This is a genomic window from Haladaptatus sp. CMAA 1909 (assembly GCF_043952005.1).
GTDB lineage: Archaea > Halobacteriota > Halobacteria > Halobacteriales > Haladaptataceae > Haladaptatus.
This window is the reverse complement of sequence record NZ_JBIOAV010000001.1, coordinates 700,047-717,934: the sequence shown is the minus strand read 5'-3', so window position 1 is coordinate 717,934 and position 17,888 is coordinate 700,047. Positions and strand designations below refer to the sequence as shown.

26 protein-coding genes and 1 tRNA gene are annotated in these 17,888 nt (G+C 61.5%); 16 read left to right on the top strand and 11 right to left on the bottom strand.

The genetic code is table 11. From position 1 onward, the window contains the following. Positions 1–344 precede the first annotated feature (344 nt). Positions 345–417, bottom strand: a tRNA-Arg gene (locus ACGYLY_RS03935). Positions 418–450: 33 nt separating this feature from the next. Then, the gene (locus tag ACGYLY_RS03930) at positions 451–702 is read right to left on the bottom strand and encodes a twin-arginine translocase TatA/TatE family subunit (RefSeq protein WP_395282884.1); all 252 of its coding nucleotides are present in this window, start codon (positions 700–702) and stop codon (positions 451–453) included. 328 nt (positions 703–1,030) lie between these two features. Between ACGYLY_RS03930 and ACGYLY_RS03925 the strand changes: the two genes are divergently transcribed. After that, positions 1,031–1,855 (top strand): HD domain-containing protein, encoded by an 825-nt coding sequence (locus tag ACGYLY_RS03925; RefSeq protein ID WP_395282885.1) that lies wholly within the window; start codon positions 1,031–1,033, stop codon positions 1,853–1,855. Here ACGYLY_RS03925 and ACGYLY_RS03920 read toward each other — a convergent pair. Together ACGYLY_RS03920 and ACGYLY_RS03915 are read right to left on the bottom strand one after the other, a co-directional pair. Beyond that, positions 1,852–2,958 carry a glycosyltransferase gene (locus ACGYLY_RS03920; RefSeq protein WP_395282886.1) on the bottom strand — a complete coding sequence of 369 codons (1,107 nt, stop codon included), beginning with the start codon at positions 2,956–2,958 and terminating at the stop codon, positions 1,852–1,854. The genes ACGYLY_RS03925 and ACGYLY_RS03920 overlap by 4 nt on opposite strands. Positions 2,959–2,999: 41 nt before the next feature. Further along, a complete protein-coding gene (locus ACGYLY_RS03915) occupies positions 3,000–4,046 on the bottom strand; it encodes a glycosyltransferase family 4 protein (RefSeq protein WP_395282887.1) in 1,047 nt (348 codons plus the stop codon). A 165-nt stretch (positions 4,047–4,211) separates the two neighbouring features. Here ACGYLY_RS03915 and ACGYLY_RS03910 point away from each other — a divergent pair, with 165 nt between their 5' ends. The 3 genes from ACGYLY_RS03910 (at position 4,212) to ACGYLY_RS03900 (ending at position 5,743) form a co-directional block, all read left to right on the top strand. Next, positions 4,212–4,487 (top strand): ribonuclease P protein component 4, encoded by a 276-nt coding sequence (locus ACGYLY_RS03910; protein WP_395282888.1) that lies wholly within the window; start codon positions 4,212–4,214, stop codon positions 4,485–4,487. A 213-nt stretch (positions 4,488–4,700) separates the two neighbouring features. Continuing rightward, positions 4,701–5,147: a DUF5799 family protein gene (locus tag ACGYLY_RS03905; protein ID WP_395282889.1), complete on the top strand. Its 447-nt coding sequence runs from the start codon at positions 4,701–4,703 to the stop codon at positions 5,145–5,147. After that, positions 5,147–5,743, top strand: a complete 597-nt coding sequence (locus tag ACGYLY_RS03900; protein ID WP_395282890.1) for a protein sorting system archaetidylserine decarboxylase — start codon at positions 5,147–5,149, stop codon at positions 5,741–5,743. The genes ACGYLY_RS03905 and ACGYLY_RS03900 overlap by 1 nt, the downstream gene beginning before the upstream one ends. A gap of 1 nt (position 5,744) precedes the next feature. Here the strand turns inward: ACGYLY_RS03900 and ACGYLY_RS03895 are convergent, their stop codons facing one another. Then, positions 5,745–5,900, bottom strand: a complete 156-nt coding sequence (locus ACGYLY_RS03895) for a hypothetical protein (protein ID WP_231182888.1) — start codon at positions 5,898–5,900, stop codon at positions 5,745–5,747. A 225-nt stretch (positions 5,901–6,125) separates the two neighbouring features. On the opposite strand from ACGYLY_RS03895, the gene ACGYLY_RS03890 reads away from it, so the two are divergent. Next, positions 6,126–6,359, top strand: coding sequence for a hypothetical protein (locus ACGYLY_RS03890; RefSeq protein WP_231182887.1), 234 nt, complete (start codon positions 6,126–6,128; stop codon positions 6,357–6,359). Positions 6,360–6,441: 82 nt separating this feature from the next. Here ACGYLY_RS03890 and ACGYLY_RS03885 read toward each other — a convergent pair whose 3' ends face one another. Beyond that, a complete protein-coding gene (locus ACGYLY_RS03885; RefSeq protein ID WP_231182886.1) occupies positions 6,442–6,597 on the bottom strand; it encodes a hypothetical protein in 156 nt (51 codons plus the stop codon). 297 nt (positions 6,598–6,894) lie between these two features. Here ACGYLY_RS03885 and ACGYLY_RS03880 point away from each other — a divergent pair, with 297 nt between their 5' ends. The 4 genes from ACGYLY_RS03880 (at position 6,895) to ACGYLY_RS03865 (ending at position 10,770) form a co-directional block, all read left to right on the top strand. Continuing rightward, the gene (locus ACGYLY_RS03880; protein WP_231182885.1) at positions 6,895–7,347 is read left to right on the top strand and encodes a ferritin-like domain-containing protein; all 453 of its coding nucleotides are present in this window, start codon (positions 6,895–6,897) and stop codon (positions 7,345–7,347) included. A 47-nt stretch (positions 7,348–7,394) separates the two neighbouring features. Then, complete coding sequence (locus ACGYLY_RS03875; protein ID WP_231182884.1) at positions 7,395–7,685, top strand: DUF5779 family protein; 291 nt, start codon at positions 7,395–7,397, stop codon at positions 7,683–7,685. A gap of 225 nt (positions 7,686–7,910) precedes the next feature. Next, complete coding sequence (locus ACGYLY_RS03870) at positions 7,911–8,585, top strand: hypothetical protein (protein ID WP_395282891.1); 675 nt, start codon at positions 7,911–7,913, stop codon at positions 8,583–8,585. A 109-nt stretch (positions 8,586–8,694) separates the two neighbouring features. After that, positions 8,695–10,770: a hypothetical protein gene (locus ACGYLY_RS03865; protein ID WP_395282892.1), complete on the top strand. Its 2,076-nt coding sequence runs from the start codon at positions 8,695–8,697 to the stop codon at positions 10,768–10,770. A gap of 37 nt (positions 10,771–10,807) precedes the next feature. Here ACGYLY_RS03865 and ACGYLY_RS03860 read toward each other — a convergent pair whose 3' ends face one another. Next, positions 10,808–10,942 carry a hypothetical protein gene (locus ACGYLY_RS03860; RefSeq protein ID WP_395282893.1) on the bottom strand — a complete coding sequence of 45 codons (135 nt, stop codon included), beginning with the start codon at positions 10,940–10,942 and terminating at the stop codon, positions 10,808–10,810. Positions 10,943–11,117: 175 nt separating this feature from the next. Between ACGYLY_RS03860 and ACGYLY_RS03855 the strand changes: the two genes are divergently transcribed. Next, positions 11,118–11,528, top strand: coding sequence for a hypothetical protein (locus ACGYLY_RS03855; protein ID WP_395282894.1), 411 nt, complete (start codon positions 11,118–11,120; stop codon positions 11,526–11,528). Here the strand turns inward: ACGYLY_RS03855 and ACGYLY_RS03850 are convergent. Both ACGYLY_RS03850 and ACGYLY_RS03845 read right to left on the bottom strand, forming a co-directional pair. After that, positions 11,520–11,729: a ribbon-helix-helix domain-containing protein gene (locus tag ACGYLY_RS03850; RefSeq protein ID WP_231182880.1), complete on the bottom strand. Its 210-nt coding sequence runs from the start codon at positions 11,727–11,729 to the stop codon at positions 11,520–11,522. The genes ACGYLY_RS03855 and ACGYLY_RS03850 overlap by 9 nt on opposite strands. A gap of 161 nt (positions 11,730–11,890) precedes the next feature. Further along, entirely contained in the window at positions 11,891–12,340 is a 450-nt protein-coding gene (locus ACGYLY_RS03845) for a DUF555 domain-containing protein (protein ID WP_231182879.1), read from the bottom strand. 105 nt (positions 12,341–12,445) lie between these two features. Between ACGYLY_RS03845 and ACGYLY_RS03840 the strand changes: the two genes are divergently transcribed. The 5 genes from ACGYLY_RS03840 (at position 12,446) to ACGYLY_RS03820 (ending at position 15,236) form a co-directional block, all read left to right on the top strand. Continuing rightward, a complete protein-coding gene (locus tag ACGYLY_RS03840; RefSeq protein ID WP_395282895.1) occupies positions 12,446–13,489 on the top strand; it encodes a dipeptidase in 1,044 nt (347 codons plus the stop codon). A 40-nt stretch (positions 13,490–13,529) separates the two neighbouring features. Continuing rightward, positions 13,530–14,411, top strand: a complete 882-nt coding sequence (locus tag ACGYLY_RS03835; RefSeq protein ID WP_395284162.1) for a DNA-3-methyladenine glycosylase family protein — start codon at positions 13,530–13,532, stop codon at positions 14,409–14,411. Between the two features lie 66 nt (positions 14,412–14,477). Then, on the top strand, positions 14,478–14,654 hold the full coding sequence (locus ACGYLY_RS03830; protein ID WP_395282896.1) for a hypothetical protein: 177 nt from the start codon (positions 14,478–14,480) through the stop codon (positions 14,652–14,654). Positions 14,655–14,725: 71 nt separating this feature from the next. Next, positions 14,726–15,004: an acylphosphatase gene (locus ACGYLY_RS03825; protein WP_395282897.1), complete on the top strand. Its 279-nt coding sequence runs from the start codon at positions 14,726–14,728 to the stop codon at positions 15,002–15,004. 55 nt (positions 15,005–15,059) lie between these two features. Beyond that, complete coding sequence (locus ACGYLY_RS03820) at positions 15,060–15,236, top strand: 30S ribosomal protein S17e (RefSeq protein WP_395282898.1); 177 nt, start codon at positions 15,060–15,062, stop codon at positions 15,234–15,236. Between the two features lie 53 nt (positions 15,237–15,289). Here the strand turns inward: ACGYLY_RS03820 and ACGYLY_RS03815 are convergent, their stop codons facing one another. Beyond that, positions 15,290–15,451 carry a hypothetical protein gene (locus tag ACGYLY_RS03815; protein WP_395282899.1) on the bottom strand — a complete coding sequence of 54 codons (162 nt, stop codon included), beginning with the start codon at positions 15,449–15,451 and terminating at the stop codon, positions 15,290–15,292. Positions 15,452–15,625: 174 nt separating this feature from the next. Here ACGYLY_RS03815 and asd point away from each other — a divergent pair, with 174 nt between their 5' ends. Beyond that, positions 15,626–16,660, top strand: coding sequence for an aspartate-semialdehyde dehydrogenase (gene asd, locus ACGYLY_RS03810; RefSeq protein ID WP_395282900.1), 1,035 nt, complete (start codon positions 15,626–15,628; stop codon positions 16,658–16,660). A gap of 26 nt (positions 16,661–16,686) precedes the next feature. Here asd and ACGYLY_RS03805 read toward each other — a convergent pair whose 3' ends face one another. Continuing rightward, positions 16,687–17,319 (bottom strand): 2,5-diamino-6-(ribosylamino)-4(3H)-pyrimidinone 5'-phosphate reductase, encoded by a 633-nt coding sequence (locus tag ACGYLY_RS03805; RefSeq protein ID WP_395282901.1) that lies wholly within the window; start codon positions 17,317–17,319, stop codon positions 16,687–16,689. Positions 17,320–17,888: the final 569 nt, after the last annotated feature.

Sequence of the window (17,888 nt, the reverse complement as noted above, 5' to 3'; positions counted from 1 at the left end):
CGAGGGAATGCGGCGTGCCTGACTAGGCTGTTTTCGCGGTATCTTCGTCGGAAGTTACCGCATTCGTTGCTGTTCTCCGACACGTGATAAATCTTTCATCACGTCGCTACCGGTAATTGGCGGAAAACGAGCGTCGCGCACCTCACACGGAAACGCGACATGTGCCCTCGCTCGAAAAAGACGTGGCGGGAGTGAGTGGATCGATGATTCACGAACGCTGAAAGACGCCGTGCGCCTTTCGAAACTCCCACGAGCGCAGCGAGGGCGTGGCGGGACTCCCGCGAGTGAACGTAGTGAACGAGGGGGAGTAAGCCACGCCCGTCGACTGAGCGAAGCGAGGGAGACGGGCGTGGCGGGATTCGAACCCGCGGTCGAGAGGTTAGGAACCTCTCGCCCTATCCGCTAGGCCACACGCCCCGCGTAATATGTGATAACTCGAAGGAAAAACAACTACGATTCCGACTCGGTCTTGGTTTCCGTCTCGGTCTCGGTCTCGGTTTCGGTGGCCGTCGTCGGTTCGCTTTCGACTTCGCGTGCGGTACTGGAAGAGCCCGAGCCTTGCATCTCCTGCAGTTCCTGCTCGACTTCTTCGCGGCCTTTCTTGAACTCGCCCATCGCCTCACCCGTGGAGCGTGCGAGCTTCGGAATCTTGTTTGCACCGAACAGGAGAACCGCGATGAGCAGGATCACCGCGAGCTCCATCCCTCCGGGAACCGGCCCGAATAGTGGTATCATTTCGAACATCCTCTACCAGTTTCTTACCCGTTGCCAACTATAGGCTTTTTGCTCTTCTCAGGGGGGCGATGACGAGGCTCCGAATCGACCTCACAGGGCGAAAACGTCCGACTCTTCGTTTCCCTCCATCGGTCAAATCGCGAAACGATGACGTCGGTCGCCTGCCAGTAACCATCACGATGGAAACTCGTCCGTGATCGCTCGAAATCCGTCGACTCGCGTTCGAGAGTCCCGATTACTGCGTTCGAACGACCCTTCCCCGAGAGCTTTTCTCCCCAGAACGTGAAATCGGACCATGGAAGATGCGGAAATGGAATCTCAAACGGAGAACGGGCGGCGTGCGTACGACCCGGACGCTGACCACGCCTTTCCCGACGAAAAGCTGAACGAGGTACTCGAATTCATCCACAACGACGAGGAGATTCAAGCGTATCTGGACGCCCAAAACGTCAACGCGGTGACTAGAAAGGGATACAACGACCACGGACGAAAGCACATCGAAATCGTTCGAAACCGCGCGCTTTTGCTCTACGACCTGCTGAAACGCGGCGGCGTCGAGTTCAACGGCGCGGCGGACGAAGGACTGGACGAGGCGGACGAGAGCGTCATCGTCGCGTTCGCCGCGACGCTCCACGACATCGGTCACATCGTCCACCGCGACGACCACTCTTACTACTCGATTCCGCTCGCGGCGGACATCCTCGACCGCGTACTGCCGAACTTCTACGACGTCGAAAACACGGTTCGGATGAAGGGCGAAATCCTCCACGCCATCCTCTGCCACCACACCGAGGAGGACCCGCTGACGACCGAAGCGGGCGTCATCCGCGTCTCGGACGCGCTGGACATGGAACACGGCCGCTCGCGCATCCCCTACGAGAAGGGTGGCCGCGGCATCAACACCGTATCCAGCCAAGCTATCAAGAAGGTCAGCCTGCGACAGGGCGACACCGTGCCGGTCCTCGTCGAAATCGAGATGCTGAACGCGGCGGGCGTGTATCAGGTCGACAACCTGCTCAAGGCGAAACTCCACGGGTCGGGACTGGAAGACGACATCCGAATCGTCGCCCTGAACGTCCGCGAAGGGAGCGACCACATCGTCGAGCGCGTCGAACTCTAAACGACGCGTTCGTACACCCGCTCCAATCCTTCGACCGCTCGTTCGACGCTGATTTCGTTTCTGCGGGCGAGACACGATTCCCGGAGACGCTCGCGTTCTTCGAGCGCGCGGCGAATCGACGCCCGAACGCCTTCGATGTCACCGCTCTCGAAGTGGTAGCCGGTCTCCCCGTCGACGATGGTGTTCGACAACGCTCCAGCGTTGGCACCGACGACGGGGGTGCCGCAGGCGTTCGCTTCCAGTGCGACGAGACCCTGCGTTTCGACGGGACTGGGGAACGCGAACACGTCGAGGGCGGAGTAAAAGGACGCCATCTCGTCCCGGTCGAGGAAGCCGAGGAAACGGACGTCCACGTCGTGGTCGCGAGCCTGTTTTTCGAGCGTCTTTCGGGCGGGACCGTCGCCGCCGAAGACGACGGTCACGTCCATGCCGTCCGCGGCAGAAATAACTTCGGACAGGCGCTTTTCGAACCCGTGACGCCCCGTGTAGCCGATAAGCGGCCGGTCGATGTCGAGGTCGTACTTTCGGACGAACGCCCCCGTTTCGACCGGGTGAAACCGCTCGACGTCGATACCGTTCGGGACGACGTGAACGGGCGCATCGACGCCGACGGTTTCGACGACGTGTTTCCTGGTCGCCTCGCTCGGTGTCAGCACGGCGTCCGACTGTCCGAAGAACCACCGTTCGTACGCGCCCGCCGCCCGTTCCACGTAGTCGGCGACCGACTCGTTCGAGACGAGATAGTCCGCATACTCCCCGGTCGGCGTGTGATACGAGGTCACGAACGGCCGGTCGTGTTTTCGCGCGAGTCGGAGGCCGCCGAGGCCGATGGCGAACGGCGTGTGAGAGTGGACGATTTCGGCGTCGAGAACGGCCTTCGGAATCCGCGGCGTTCCGAGTCGATAGCCGTCGTAGAAGGGAAACGGCAGGCTTCCGATGGGATGTTCGCCCTGCTCCGGCGTGTACTCGTCGGACTGGGGGTACACCACGTCCATTCGGCTACCGGTCTTCTCCCAGAAATCGCGCCACGTTCGAATCGTGTAGGTGACGCCGTTGATGGTCGGTAAATATGTGTCCGTGAAGGCGGCGACCCATCGGCTCATTGTTCGGCCATTCGACGACGGGGAGTTAAGTGCTTATGACTTCAGACGAGTTTTGAATACTCCTCGACAAGTCGTTCCCCGACGCGCTCGAGGCTGTGTTCGTTCGCCGTCTTCCGACCGTTCTCCCCCAGTCGCTCCCGGAGTTCGGGGTCGCGGTGGAGCAGTTCGAGCGCGCGTCGGAACTCGTCTTCCGTCTCGCACTTCAGGCAGTCCACGCCGTGCGTGAAGAACTCGTCGAACACGGGGATATCCCGAAGCACGACGGCTTTGCCACACGCCATGGCTTCGAGGACGACGATGCCCTGATTCTCGACCTTCGCCGGGAAGCAAAACACGTCCCCCGCCGCGAACGCGCCGCGTTTGTCCTCCACCCACCCGGAGAACGTCACGTTGTCCGGCGGGTTCTCGGTCCACTTCTTGACCGTCGAACTGGCGTGCGGCCCGTCGTCCACCGTCCCGAACCACGCGAAGTCGAAATCGGTCCGCTCGGCGACCCGGCAGAACGTCGTGAGACCCTTGCGTTCGAAGACGTTCCCCAGGGCGAAGACGACCATGCCGTTCAAATCGTAGCGCGCGCGGTACTCCTCGCGGAGCGATTCGAAGCCGTCCAACGACTCCGCGTCGACGCCGTTCGAGATGGGGTGGATCGGCGCGTCGACGGGGTAGCGTTCGAGGACGGATTTCGTGTACTCGCTGGGACACAACACGAGGTCCGCCTGCGAATAGAACCACTTCAGATAGCGTCCGAGGGGGCGCGCGACGAGACTCGACCCGCGAAAGCTCTCCGCGAAGTCCTCGCTCGTGACGTGCGAGTGGAGGACGAGCGGAATGTCGTTCCGTTTCGCGTGGCGCGCAACGGCGGCCGAACCCGGCCCGATGAGGTTGCAGTGGGCCACGTCGAAGTCGGCGAAGAAACGGCCCCCTACTGCCCCGGACGCGAGTGCATGAACCGGGGTTTCCCCCGTCCACGGCGACGTGATGACGTCGACGTCGGTTTCCGCTAACGCCTTGCGTTGCTGCTTCGTGGAGGTGCCGATGCCGCTTCGGGCCAACCGAGATTCAAGTTCGAGATAGTTGAGTACGCGCACTGCGCGGGAGATTGCATAGCGCCCAATTACTCCTTTCGGAAAGGACTCATTGAACGACCGCAAAGTATTTGTTCCCGTACGAGCATGACTCGCATGGGGCAATACAGGAACGATTTCTATCCTTGTCCTGTCTCGCCCCGGAAACCCCCCACCCCCCCATTCCGAATGACAGTAGCTCAAGAGCGAATAGAGCGTCTCGAAGTACTTGCACGGGAGGCCACCGCGGAGTGCAACGACGACAGAGCGCGGGAGTACGTCCGCCTCGCCAGGCGAATCGCCGAGCGACACCGCCTCTCGCTTCCCCGGCAGTTCAAGCGATTTACCTGCGACGCCTGTGATGCGTACCTCCGTCCCGGAAAGAACGCCCGCGTCCGATTACAGGATGGCCACGTCGTCATTACCTGCGACTGTGGCAACCACGCGCGCTATCCATACAACTGACTCGCGCGCGGTTCGACCCTCGGTTTTTGATTCTGTATCCCTCGTTTCGGAAAGCAGTGATTACGCGTCGGATTTCCACCCGTAGGAACTCCCTACCGGGCGGTTTTCGTCCTCCACACGTGTCACCGCACCGTCTCCTCGATATCCCGTCCCGTCTCCCGCACCGTTCTCGGAGACGAAACTACCAAGTCTCGCGCCATAGCACTGTCACCTATGAGCGGACAACGGTGGACGGACATGATCGTGGGGGACAGAATGGCAGTCGATAGGGAGTTCGCACAGGAAGTCGCCGATTCTCAATTCTCCCGGCAGGAATGGGGTCTAGTGATGACCGCAGTCGAGTTCGACATCGAACACCCCGACGATGACGAGCGCGCGAAACTCGTCGCCGACACGAGCAAGGTTCGACAAGTAATGCCCGAGATGGAGAATATCCAGTCGCAGATGAACTCGATGGCCGGAAAGTCGTCGAAAAAGGAAGGACGAGGCGTCTTCGGATCGGTCAAGGACGCGCTCGGACTGGGCGGCGGCGGAAGCGGCGTCGACGAGGAGCGACTCACGGCCGCCGAAGGGCTGGCACACCGATACGCCGACGAACTCCAAACGCGCCTCGAATCGAACGGGAAGTGGGCGCGTGTCAGGGCCGCGGTTCAGGAGTGATGAAGGTCGCACCCGGCGCGTGGCGATACGCCGCGCCGCCGTTCCTACTCGCCGGGCCACTTGGACTGTTCTCGCCGTTCGCTACGCTCGCGGCGCTCGCGACGGGGGGTGCCATCCTTCTGTTCTTCCGCGACCCGGAGCGTTCCCCGCCCTCCGCGGGTGTTCTCTCACCCGCCGACGGGCGCGTCTCGGTGATACGCGAGGAGGGAAACCGCGTTCGCGTCGGCGTGTTCATGAACGTGACGGACGTCCACGTCAACCGCGCGCCGCTCTCGGGGCGCGTCGAATCGGTCGAACACGAACCGGGAACCCACCGCCCCGCGTTCAGCAAGGAGTCGGACAACAACGAGAAAGTCCACATCGGCCTTTCGACCTGCGATCTGACGCTCATCGCGGGCGCGTTCGCCCGGCGAATCCACCCCTACGTCGAACCCGGAGACGAGTTGGCTCATGGGGAGCGACTCGGACACATCGCCTTCGGGAGCAGGGCGGACGTGCTCCTCCCCGAATCGTTCGACGTGGCGGACGTCGAAGTGAAAAAAGGTCAGCGCGTGCGCGCGGGAGAAACTCTCGTCGCTCGATGGGACGCCGACTGATTCAGTCGCTCGAATAGTCGCCGCCGTGGAAGAGCGTCATCTCCTCTGCCTCGTAGATGTTGATGAGCTCGTTGACGATTTCGTCATAGGATTCGTCCTCGACCCGGAGGCTGTCGAGACGCGAAACGGTTTCCTCGTCGAGTGTTATCTTGGGCATCAGCGAAAACTACCGCCCGGACGATCATTAAAGCATAGGCCGTCACCGAATTCGGACCCTCGTGGCGCGTGGTTCCAGGGGCAATTTTCGCCGTTCCGGCCGAGTAACCGGTCGTTACCGAAATCGTAGAGTTGTCTTTCCAAACGATAGTGGTTGGTTTCGCACCGACAGCCACCGGATAACAAAGTACCCACACTGATGTTAGTCGTATCGACGAGGTTCAGCATGACAACGACAAACAGCCAGATTGCTAGTGGAAGCGACACTGTAGCCGAAAACCGATGCCGAAGCTGCGGTTCCTTCGTGACGCGTGATTTCGCCCGCGTGTTCGGAAACAACGAGAACGAGGTCTTCGGGTGCCTCGAATGTATGACTGCGACCGAAGTCAAGAAGGGTGGAGCGCGCGCGGAGATCGTGGATACCTCGAAACCCGTCGGCGGACGGGAACCGATCCGCTGAGTCGGGACTGGGGACGGGGGTCCGGGGACTCGACGGGAGATGGAGAACGGGAAAACGGGACTTCTTTTTCCGATTCGACCGCTCAGGAGCGGCGCTCTTCGGTCAACAGTTCGCCGCCGCGCTCGAACACTCGGTTCGCATCGGGTGCCTCGTACGGGGGTGTGTGGCTGATTTCCGCCATCGTCTCTTTCTCTCGGTCGTCGTCTGTCGGTCGGGATGGTGAGTTCTCGTCTGTCATTGATCGGTGTGTCGGTCGTCCGCTTCGGATTTCGTGCGTTCTGTCACGATGCACAGTCGATGCCGTTCGGTGTCGATTCGAAGTTCAGTGGTGCGGATGCGGCAGGGTCAAACCCCTCCGGTGGGAATCGAGCCGACGATAGCACCGCTTGCACCGTGCGTATGCAAATCTTTAACGTACTGTTCCATCGTTGGCATGTGAATGCGTGGCAAGGCATATAACCGTTTTGCGTGAGGCAACGGTTGCCGGTCGAGTTCGCCACAATCGTAACGTAGTCCCACCGCGTACTCCGAGGCGATGACGAGCAACGAAGTCACGGATCTCCTTCGAAAGGCGTACAGCGACGAAATCGAGACGGTGATGAACTACCTGACGAACTCCATCGTCCTCGAAGGTGTGAGCGCAGAAGAGGTGCGAGAAAGCCTCGAAACGGACATCCAAGAGGAGTTGGGCCACGCCGAGATGATCGGCCAACGACTCAAACAGTTGGACGAGCGACCGCCGGCGTCCTACGACTTCGAGGCGCGGCAGGAAGGCCTGCAACCGCCCGAGGACAGCACGGACGTTCTGTCGGTCATCGACGGGGTCCTCGAAGCCGAAGAGGACGCCATCTCGACGTACCGTGACGTCATATCAGCGGCGCGAGAGGCCGACGACCCGGTTACCGAGGACCTCGGCGTTACCATCCTCGCCGACGAGGAGGCCCATCGGACGGAATTCCGCGGGTTCAAGCGCGAATACGACAACTGATCCGAATCAAGGCAAGGATTTTTCTCGGGGGGATGAGAGGTACCGCCATGAACGATTCGGGGTTCGATTTGGATTTACAAGCAGCCGAACAGGAGATAGATTTCGACGAGGATGCACGGGTCATCCTCGGCATCCTCGACGGAACCACTCCCATCGCGGAGCGCCTCGGCGCAATCGAGCACGGGCACGTCCTCGTTCTCTCCGTCGACGGCGACTTATCCGAATTGGCGGCCGACCTCGCACCGGCGGTGAAAAAACAGGGCGGAAATCTGGTTCACTTTCGGCAGTTTCTCATCATCTCACCGCCCGACATCGAAATCGATACGAGCGAACTCTGAGAGACGACGCGCCGTTGGAGGGGTGGACGGTGGTATCGCCGTCCGTGATTTGTGGCAGGGGAGACCACCGCACGCCGAAACGGCACCGAACTGTTCGAGTCCATTCGGGACGTTGTGAAAGCCGTCGCCGAGTACGTCGAGTCGCTGGACGCGAGCGACACGTAGCCACCGCGGGACGGAAGCGTTGCCCCGTCGATTTATGCGCGTCGGCCCGCTACTGTGGGTATGCCGCTGAAAGAAACCGATTCCCCGACCGAATATCGAGTGATCGACCGATGGGACGGTGGCGTCGGCTGGCTCGCCCATCCGGAGGAGACGATGGAACGGGCGAGTCACGCCCTCGCCATCGACGGTGACGTCTGGGTCATCGATCCGGTCGACGCCCCCGGTCTCGACGACCTGTTCGCGGAGTTAGGCACCGTCGCCGGCGTCGTCGTCCTTCTCGACAGGCACATGCGCGATGCGAAGGAAATCGCACAGCGGCACGACGTGCCGTTGTATCTTCCCACGTGGGTCCGCCGGAGCGTGAGCGGGGTTCCGGTTCGCCGGTTCGAGACGACGCTCGCCGATACGGGAGTGCGCGCGTTGCGACTGGTGGACAACCCGGCGTGGCAGGAGGCCGCGCTGTACGACGAGACGAACGGAACGCTCGTCGTCCCCGAATCCGTCGGAACCGCCGACTACTTCCGAACCGGCCGCGAGCGATTGGGCGTCCACCCGATGGTGCGACTCCTCCCGCCGAACGACCTGCGCGGGTTGACGCCCGAGCGAATCCTCGTCGGACACGGACCCGGTATCTTCGACGACGCTCCTGTGATCCTCGCGGACGCTCTCGATGGCTCCCGCCGACGATATCCGGCCCTGCTGATGAAAACGGTTCGCGGATTCATATCCTCGTGAGACAGTAAGAATTACAGATCGTCGATAGTTTTTTAGTATTCGGCCGACATATACGACGTATGTCCGATACGCTCCGGATTTCTTCCCCTCTAGTTTCGGAGGTGATTCGGTGACAATCTCGTTCGATGGTCGGGAGAACGAGGTCATCATACAGGACCCCATCGAACGACGCACATGTACGCTTCGGACGTTCGGTGCGGTTCGACCGAAACCGGTGGCGAATCATCCGTTTCCGTTTCCGGTCGACGACGCAGTTCGCCTTTCGACCGACGGCTTCCGTCTTTCGCCACCGGTCGCCACCTACGTCCGTGATACGGACGGCGAGATGGTACGATGCGTCGAGGGAATAGCGAACGAAGAGCTCCCGGATGGACCATACACTATCGAGCTCTGTGCGCCCATCAAACTGTACGTCCACGTCGAGGAGACGCTTTCCATCGGTGCGACGTTCGACGAGATATCGTTCGAGTTCGGATCGGAGACGGACATCGTCGTCGGCGGGCGGTCGTTCCATCGCCGTCCATCGGGAACGGTGACGACGACGGACGACCCGACGGACGTGATGGCGGCGGTTTCGACGTTCGGGTCGGCGCTGAAGACGACCAGTCCCGAGCGGGCGTTTCCCACCCTTCGCGGCCATCCGCCGGCGATCGAACTCGGCGACGAGCTTCATATCCCGGACGACCTACGACCGCCCGAAACAGGCGTGATTATCGAGGTACCACCGACGCTCGAATCCGTTTACGCCGTCGCCTCGCTCGCATACTACCTCGGCGCGACGGTCGTTCCGGGGAACACACCCCGAATCGTCGTGGGCGGCTTCGAACATCCTCTCGACATGGCTCGTGGCTTCGAAACCGAGGTCGAACGGGTGTTGAAAGGGACGTTCCTCCTCGACTGTGTGACCCGAACCGAGGGGTTGTATCCGGTCCACCTCTACGAACGTCGGGAACTCGAATCGACGGTCGAACTGGATTTTGCGGCCCTGTACGACGCGTCACCCGCCGAGAGACTGGAGCGATATCTCTCGATACCGTACACGGACATCGAGGAGTTCGTTCCCGAGTGGCAGTTGACGACGCACGTCTCCCCGACGGCGAGCAACGTCGAGATGCTGCCGTTTCTCGTTGACGACCTCGCGGTCATTCGGACCGCACGCGGCACGGAGGTATCCGCGTCGACGATACAGGTGCCGGCGGTCGAACAGTTCGTTCGTGGTAGCAGCGAAAGCAGCGAACACAGCAGAAGTGCGTCGGGAACGGCGGCGACGCCGCGTTCGTTCGTGGAACCGGAACGGGCCGACTCGCTCGAACAGGTGTGGGTCGGCGACGACGCGCCGATCGGTGCGAGTAAAGCGACGTTGACGGCGTTTCGGAACCGACTCGAACGCACGGCGACTGAAGGGGAGATAGACATAACGGTCGTCTGCAACGACGACGAGATGGACGAAGAGCGGAATCTCGCGGACGAGGTGTACGGTTCGGAACGGAACCTCCGGTTCGACGTGACCGTCCGTCACGATCTGTCCGTCGCGGAACTTCGTTCGGTTCTCGAATCCGAGACCCATTTCCTCCACTACATCGGCCACATCGACGACGGCGGGTTCAACTGTCGAGACGGAACCCTGGACGCCGCCGAACTCGACGACATCGGCGTCGAGGCGTTTCTCCTCAACGCGTGTCAGTCCTACGAGCAGGGAATGGCGCTCATCGAGGCGGGAGCCATCGGCGGTGTTGTCACGCTGAGTGACGTGATAAACAGCGGAGCGGTTCGTGTCGGGAAGACGATGGCGCGACTGTTGAACCGCGGGTTCCCGCTCTGGGCCGCGTTGGACATCGCCCGCGACCGGAGTATCATCGGCGGCCAGTACACGATCGTCGGGGATGGGAGCATCAACGTCGTGCAGACGGAGAGTATCACGGCCGTTCTTTTCGATATCGAAACCATCGACGGGGAGTTCGAGGTAACTCCGATCACGTATCTTTCCAACTCCGATGGAATGGGTGCGTTCGTGCACTTGCAACTGGACGAGGCGAACCAATCGTATTTGGCATCCGGAACACTCAGCACGCTTACGTTGGACGAGGACGAATTGGCTCGATTTCTCGCCTTGGAAGACGTTCCCGTTCGACTCGACGGACAGTTCACGTGGAGCTACGCGGTCGATGCGGAGAAATTCGATTAGCTCGGTTACACGGTGCCTCTGTAGGGGAACGTCGAATCTACGGTCCGCGTGACCCGGTCATCACGGCACCTGCTACGTTACCAGTTTGAGATAGTAGCAACACGATCGTGAACAGCACGCCGATCATTCGTGGGTTCTCTTCGAGGTACGTAGTAAGGCTGTTTTCTGCCATAGAAATGAGTTATATCTTAAAATATATAAAATTTTCTATTTTAATCTATGAAATTATATAGGAGTTACCGATATTGTATTATCATGCGAATACCACGCATGGAATCGTTATTAATTTATCACCTGAGGAGCCGCCGGGCGATGACGTTATCTCGATACGACACGAATGTGTCATCGTGGTCTTCCTCACCCGTGGATTGAGAGACGCGCTCCTCGAACTGGCCGCGGACGCCGAGCCGGAAAAGCTAACCGTCTCGTTGGCTGTCACTCCGGCGGGCGAACTGGACGGTGCGGACCATCTCGAACCGGGGACACCCGTGTTCACCCATTTCTATCCGCCGAACGCGGGGGGATCGGTGACTGCCGTGTTCGGCATGGACCTCTCGATTCCCGCCCGACAGACACAGGGGCGGTTCATCTCCCATCCACAGGGTCGTCTCGAAGTGGCACAAACTGACGACCTGCACGAAGTGGTGTTGATCGCGGTCCCGCCGTGGACGACCGAGATGGTCGGGGCGTTCGACCGGAGCGGAAGAAAACGGGAACTCGTCATCCTCGACGCGGAACCACCCGTGGAGCTACTCTAAGTATCCCAACTCGCGCAGTTGGTCCGTGATTTCGCTGAACTCCGATTCCGTCAGGCGACCCTGTCGCTGGTGTTGAATGACGATGCTGCGAAGCAGGAACCGAACGAGGTCGCTGGTGCTCGAAAAACTCGTTCCATCGATAGTCTCGTCGACGCGGTCGGCGAGGTCCTTCGGAATCGAAACCGTCGTGTATTCGGTCATATCCCCCGGTTGGTCGTCCCATCGGTTATCGTTTGTGTCCTGTCCCCGTGAACCGTCCCGGGCGTTCCGAACGACGGACCGTGGATGGTTCTCCGACAGCGACCGTCGCCTCATTCGTCACCGCGGTCGAACAGCGCGATACGGTTCCCCCAGATATCGATTCAGTCGATGAGATCCTCGAACTCGGGCAGCACGTCGTCCGAGTCGTCCCCCGTCTCCTCGTCCGAATCGTCGGTGTCATCGCTGGCCTCAGCGTCGGTTTCCCCCTCGTCTTCCTCCTCGAGTATCTCGACGTCGAGGACGGTAAGCGGGATGTTCTCCAGTCGTTGGCCGATTTCCTTGCGAGCGATTCGGGACGCGTGTTCCTCTCGCTCGACGTTGAACACCGTCATCTCCAACTCCAAGGCGACGAGCGCCTCGTCAGCGGCGATGAACGCTGGTGGGAGGTCTTCCCCGGACGGAGACGTTCGTGACCCCATGTTTATTTCGACGTAGTTCAGGTCGGGATTGAGCATCTCGCCAGTCTTCGAGATGGCGATACGCACCGCCTCATCCGGCGTTTTCACGTCGTATACCGGTATCGCGGCTTCGACGACAACTCTACAGTTCATACTCCCAAGAGTAATTACAGGGCCAATAGTATGAATTTTCGCCCTTTATAGCCCTTTTGACACGTCACACCACTACTTATGTCCGCTTCGGACCCAGCAGTAGCAATGACGACTCCGCCAGTGGTGGACGGCCACAACGATACGCTTCTCCGATTGTGCGGAACCGACGACCCCGTGGCGACGTTCACCGGTGCAGTCGAGGAACCGACGACCCACCTCGACCTCCCACGCGCTCGGGAGGCCGGACTCGGCGTCGGATTTTTCGCCACCTTCGCACTGGGAGGTGACGACCACGAACTCCGATGGACGGACGACGGCTACGAGTTTCGCATTCCGGACGCACTCGACCACGAGGGTGCACGCGAGACGACGTATCGGATGCTCGAACTACTCCACCGTCTCGCCGCCACCGCCGACGACTTTCGCGTCGTCCGCTCGGTGGACGACTTCGACGCCTGTCTCGACTCCGGCGACCTCGGTGCGATCGCACACATCGAGGGCGCGGCAGGTGTCGCCCCCGACTGCTCGAACCTCGATTTCCTCTACGCCGCGGGCGTCCGTTCCATCGGTCCGGTGTGGAGTCGCCCGAACGCCTTCGGCGCTGGTGTCCCCACCAAGTACCCGAGCGGTCCCGACATCGGCGGCGGGTTGACCGACGCGGGTCGGGACCTCGTCCGCGCCTGCAACGAACGAGGAATCGTCGTCGACTGTGCACATCTGGCCGAAACGGGGTTTTGGGATGTCGCCGAGACGAGTAGCGACCCCCTCGTGGCCACTCACATGGGCGTCCACGGTCTCGCACCTCACTCGCGGTGCCTGACCGACGAGCAGATAGACGCGGTGGCCGACTCGAACGGCGTCGTCGGTATCGGTTTCTTCGACATGGTCCTCTCGGACGAACCCGACCCGGAGGCCACCGCGACCATGGCCGACATCGTCGACCACATCGAGTACGTCGCCGACCGCGTCGGTGTCTCCCACGTCGTTCTCGGGTCGGATTTCGACGGCGCGCGCATTCCGGACGAGGTGGGCGACGTGACCGGCCTCCCCGACGTTCTGGCCGCGCTTCGAGAACGGGGGTTCACCGACGATGACCTCGTCGAGGTGGCTCACGAGAACTGGCGACGAGTCCTCGCCGCGACGTGGTGAATCGAAAGAGTTGCTTTCCCGCGATACCCATCCCCGAGCGATGGAAACCGGTTCGATACCCGTCGAAGACCTTCCGGGTGGGTTCGACCTGCAATCGACCGTCGAGAGCGGCCAAAGCTACCTCTGGCGGCGCGAGGACGGACGGATGTACGAGACGACTCGCGCCTACGGCGGGTCGGCGTGGTACTACACCGTCGTTGAGGACGAAGTCGTTCGCGCCCGCCAGCGGGACGGCCTGTTGGAGTGGGAGGCGACGACGGACGCCGAACCGCTCCTCGTCTCCCTTCTCCGTCTCGACGACGACTTGGACGCGATAATCGACGTGACGCCCGAGGATCCGCTGGTCGAAGCGGCCTACGACGAGTATCGCGGGATGCGCATCGTCCGCGACCCGTTCTTCCCCTGTCTCGTCTCGTTCATCTGCTCGGCCCAGATGCGCGTCAGTCGAATCTACGGGATGCAAACCGCGCTGGCCCGGCAGTTCGGAGACGCCATCGAGTTCGACGGGAAGACCTACCACTCCTTCCCGACGCCGACGCAGTTGGCCGCGGCGGACGAGTCGGACCTCCGAGCGTTGAAACTCGGCTACAGAGCGCCGTACGTCAAGAAATCCGCCGAACTACTCGCGTCCGGCGAGGCGACGCCCGCGGACGTGTCGGGGCTGACCTACGAGGACGCCCGCGACGCCATGCAGGCGTTCGTCGGCGTCGGCGACAAGGTGGCCGACTGCGTGCTCCTCTTCGCGCTCGGCTATCTGGAGGCGGTGCCGCTCGACACGTGGATTCAGAGCGCCATCGAGGAACACTACCCCCACTGCGAGCGGGGGTCGTATCGGGACACCTCGCGGGCGATTCGGGAACAGTTCGGCGACGAGTACGCTGGGTACGCCCAGACCTACGTGTTTCATTATCTGCGGAACTGAGTCGGGTATCTCGCCGTGGAACGGTTGGGTCGGAAACTATTTCGTCGGACCGCCGAGAGTGTCACCATGCAGACACCACTGTTCGGATTCCTCCTCGCGTTCCTCATCGGCGTAGCGGTTTCGGGCATCGGCGCGTATCTCGCGCTCAGGTCGTTCGTGTATTCGGAACTCGACCTCACGAAGGAGGAGATACGAACGGCGGTCAAACACCTCGCCTACGAGCGACTGCCGTCCGAGGAGTGACTCGATTCGGAAACACCGTCTCGAATTGGAACGGCCCCGACCGTTTTGTGTCTCGAATTCGAAATCCGGATATGGCAGACCGAACCCGCGCACACGTGTTCGTCTCCGGGAACGTGCAAGGTGTGTACTACCGAGCGAACACCCGCGATACGGCCGAGGAAAAGGGAGTCGATGGCTGGGTGCAGAACCTCTCGGACGGACGCGTCGAAGCCGTCTTCGAGGGTCCCGAATCGGCGGTCGAGGAGATGGTCGAGTGGTGTCACACGGGCAGTCCGGCGGCGGACGTGGACGACGTGTCGGTCGGGTACGACTCCCCCGAGGGCGAGGACGGATTCCGGATTCGGCGGTAGGACGGCGGCGAACGAGAACGAATGCTTTTAGGCCCGCTATCGGGAAGGGTCCGGTATGGCAATCAAACCCGACTACGTGAAGAAGACAGGGAACATCCTGTTGGAACGATACCCGACCGCGTTCACGAAGGACTTCGACCAGAACAAGGACAGCGTCGAACAACTGACCAACATCGGTTCGAAGGGCGTCCGCAACCGTATCGCGGGATACGTCACGCGCAAAAAGGAATAATTCTCGATCGTTTCGGCGTCACTTTTCACCGACGGACAGCACGGCGAGCGGTGTCAATCGTCCCCGATGACGTCCCCCGAAACCTGTAAAAACTCGGTACAACCACACTGCTCGCACTCGCCGGTATCCGTCGGGAGAACGTACGTGCCATCGTCACGAACGCGGACGGTGCACGGATGACCACACCCCTCACAGGTGACAACCACCCTATCCATACGAGTCTTGAGGTATCAGTCAGTATATCAGTGTAGCGCTCGGACGGATTCCCTGGCGCGTCGCCGCGTCGATCCGAGCGCTTGATTGCGTTTCGAGAGGCGTCGGTCCCCGTCCCCACGGCAAACTCCGTCGCCGTCGAAAGCTACTTGCACACTCCTGCTATCGAATCCCACATGAGCGTTACCGTTGGAATCCTTGGTGGGACCGGAGCGGTCGGACAGCGATTCATTCAACTGCTCGACGGGCATTCCGAGTTCGAATTGACGACGATAACCGCGAGCGACGACAGCGCCGGAAAGGCCTACCGCGAAGCGGCAAAATGGCGAATCGACTCCCCGATTCCGGACTACGTCGGCGATATCGAAGTACGCGCCACGGACCCGAGCGAGGTACCGGACGACGTGGACCTCCTCTTCTCCTCGCTTCCCTCCGGCGTCGCCGCGGACGTCGAACCGGAGTTCACCGAGGCGGGCTACGTCGTCTCCTCGAACTCCTCGAATAGCCGGATGGCCGACGACGTTCCGCTCGTCATCCCGGAGGTCAACGCGGACCACCTGAACCTCATCGAAGTCCAGCGCGACGAACGCGGGTGGGACGGCGCGCTCGTGAAGAACCCGAACTGCTCGACCATCACCATGGTCCCGACGCTCGCCGCCCTCGACGCCTTCGGCTTGGAGCGCGTTCACGTTTCCACCCTACAAGCCGTCTCGGGTGCGGGCTACGACGGCGTGACGTCGATGGAAATCATCGACAACGTGATTCCCCACATCGGCGGCGAGGAGGAGAAGATGGAAGCCGAACCGAAGAAGCTCCTCGGGTCGTTCGACGGGAGCGAAATCGTCCAGCACGACGTGGATGTGGCGGCCTCCTGTAACCGAGTCCCGACGCTCGACGGCCACCTCGAAAACGTGTGGGCGGAGACGGCCGAGGAAATCACGAAGACGAGCGCCGAGGAGGCGTTCGCGGGGGCGACCACCCTCGACCTACCGAGCGCACCCGACCCGCTCATCGAGGTGTTCGAGGACCCGGACCGTCCGCAACCGCGCCTCGACCGCTCCCTCGGCAACGGCATGCAGGTGGCCGTCGGCGGCGTGCAGGAAACGCCCGCCGGAATCCAGTACAACTGCCTCGCACACAACACGATCCGAGGGGCAGCAGGTGCCAGCGTGTTGAACGGCGAACTCCTCGTCGAAGAGGGCTGGGTGTAGGGAAAACCGCGGTTCGTTTTTCGAAGTCAGGAAACCAGATAGCGGAGCAGAACCCCGTCATCCACGCGCTCGACCGAATCGAGTTCGAGGTCCGGGAACGACGTCCGCTCGACGAAGCCGTCGCCGTCCGCGAGCGTCGGTGCCTCGCGCCCGCCGATGACCATTGACCCGACGTAGAGGCGAAGTTCGTCGACCAACCCGCCGTCGAACAGCGAAAAGATGAGTTCGCCGCCGCCTTCGACCATCGCCTGTCCGGTTCCCCGCGATTCGAGTTCCGAAAACGCCCGTCGGAGCGAGACGCGGCCGTTTCCGGCCACGACGACGTCCGCACCTGCCTCCCGTAGCGCTCGAACGCTCCCCTCCGGGGCACTCTCGGCGACGAAAATCAGGGTTTCCGCCCTGTCGTCCAACACCTCCGCGTCGAGCGGCGTTCGCGCCCGCGAATCCGCGACGACGCGCGTCGGGTTCGACCCGTCGTCCGCCGTCAAGGACGGGTCGTCCGCGAGGACGGTCCCGACGCCGACGACGATGGCGTCGCTTTCGACCCGCAGGTCGTCCACCCTATCGAAGTCGTCCGCACCGCTGATGGCGACCTGTTCGCGCTGACGCGAGGAGAGTTTTCCATCGGCGCTCATCGCGGCGTTGACGACCACGTGCATATGACCGACATACGGTACGCCGGAGAAAACCGCTTTCGGTGTCACCGGAGTGATTTCGATGCTACTTCTGTACTCGCCCGCTACGCACTGGCGTCTTTGGTTGTTTTGTGATTGCAGTTACCAAGAAGCAGACTTCGAACGCCCCGCCCGCTCGGTCCAGTGAGCGTGCGAATGGGACGTTGTCGGAGCAACGCTCCGACTGAACTCGCGACGAACTGGTGACTTCGAGTTGGTCTGTCGTTTCAGCTGATAGGAGGCAGACCACCTCGAAAGCCCCCGCCCGCTCACGGTCGCTACGAGTTGTTGTCGGTTCTTCTGTGACTGCATGTACAGACGTTAATGAAACCGCCGCCGCACCGTCTCCGCACCACACCCTCCCCAACCGATTCCCTCCGCCGCTCCTTTCAGTCGCGGCGTCACTCATCCCTCGCACGAATCTTCCGAGATGGTTCGGCCGGATCGCTGGCCGAACCATCTCTTCGGCGCGCGCCATCCGGCTGGACATGGACAGATTGCGCGCTACTGACGCTGGGTGGGCCGGACGCTACGGACCAACCACACGGCGCGCG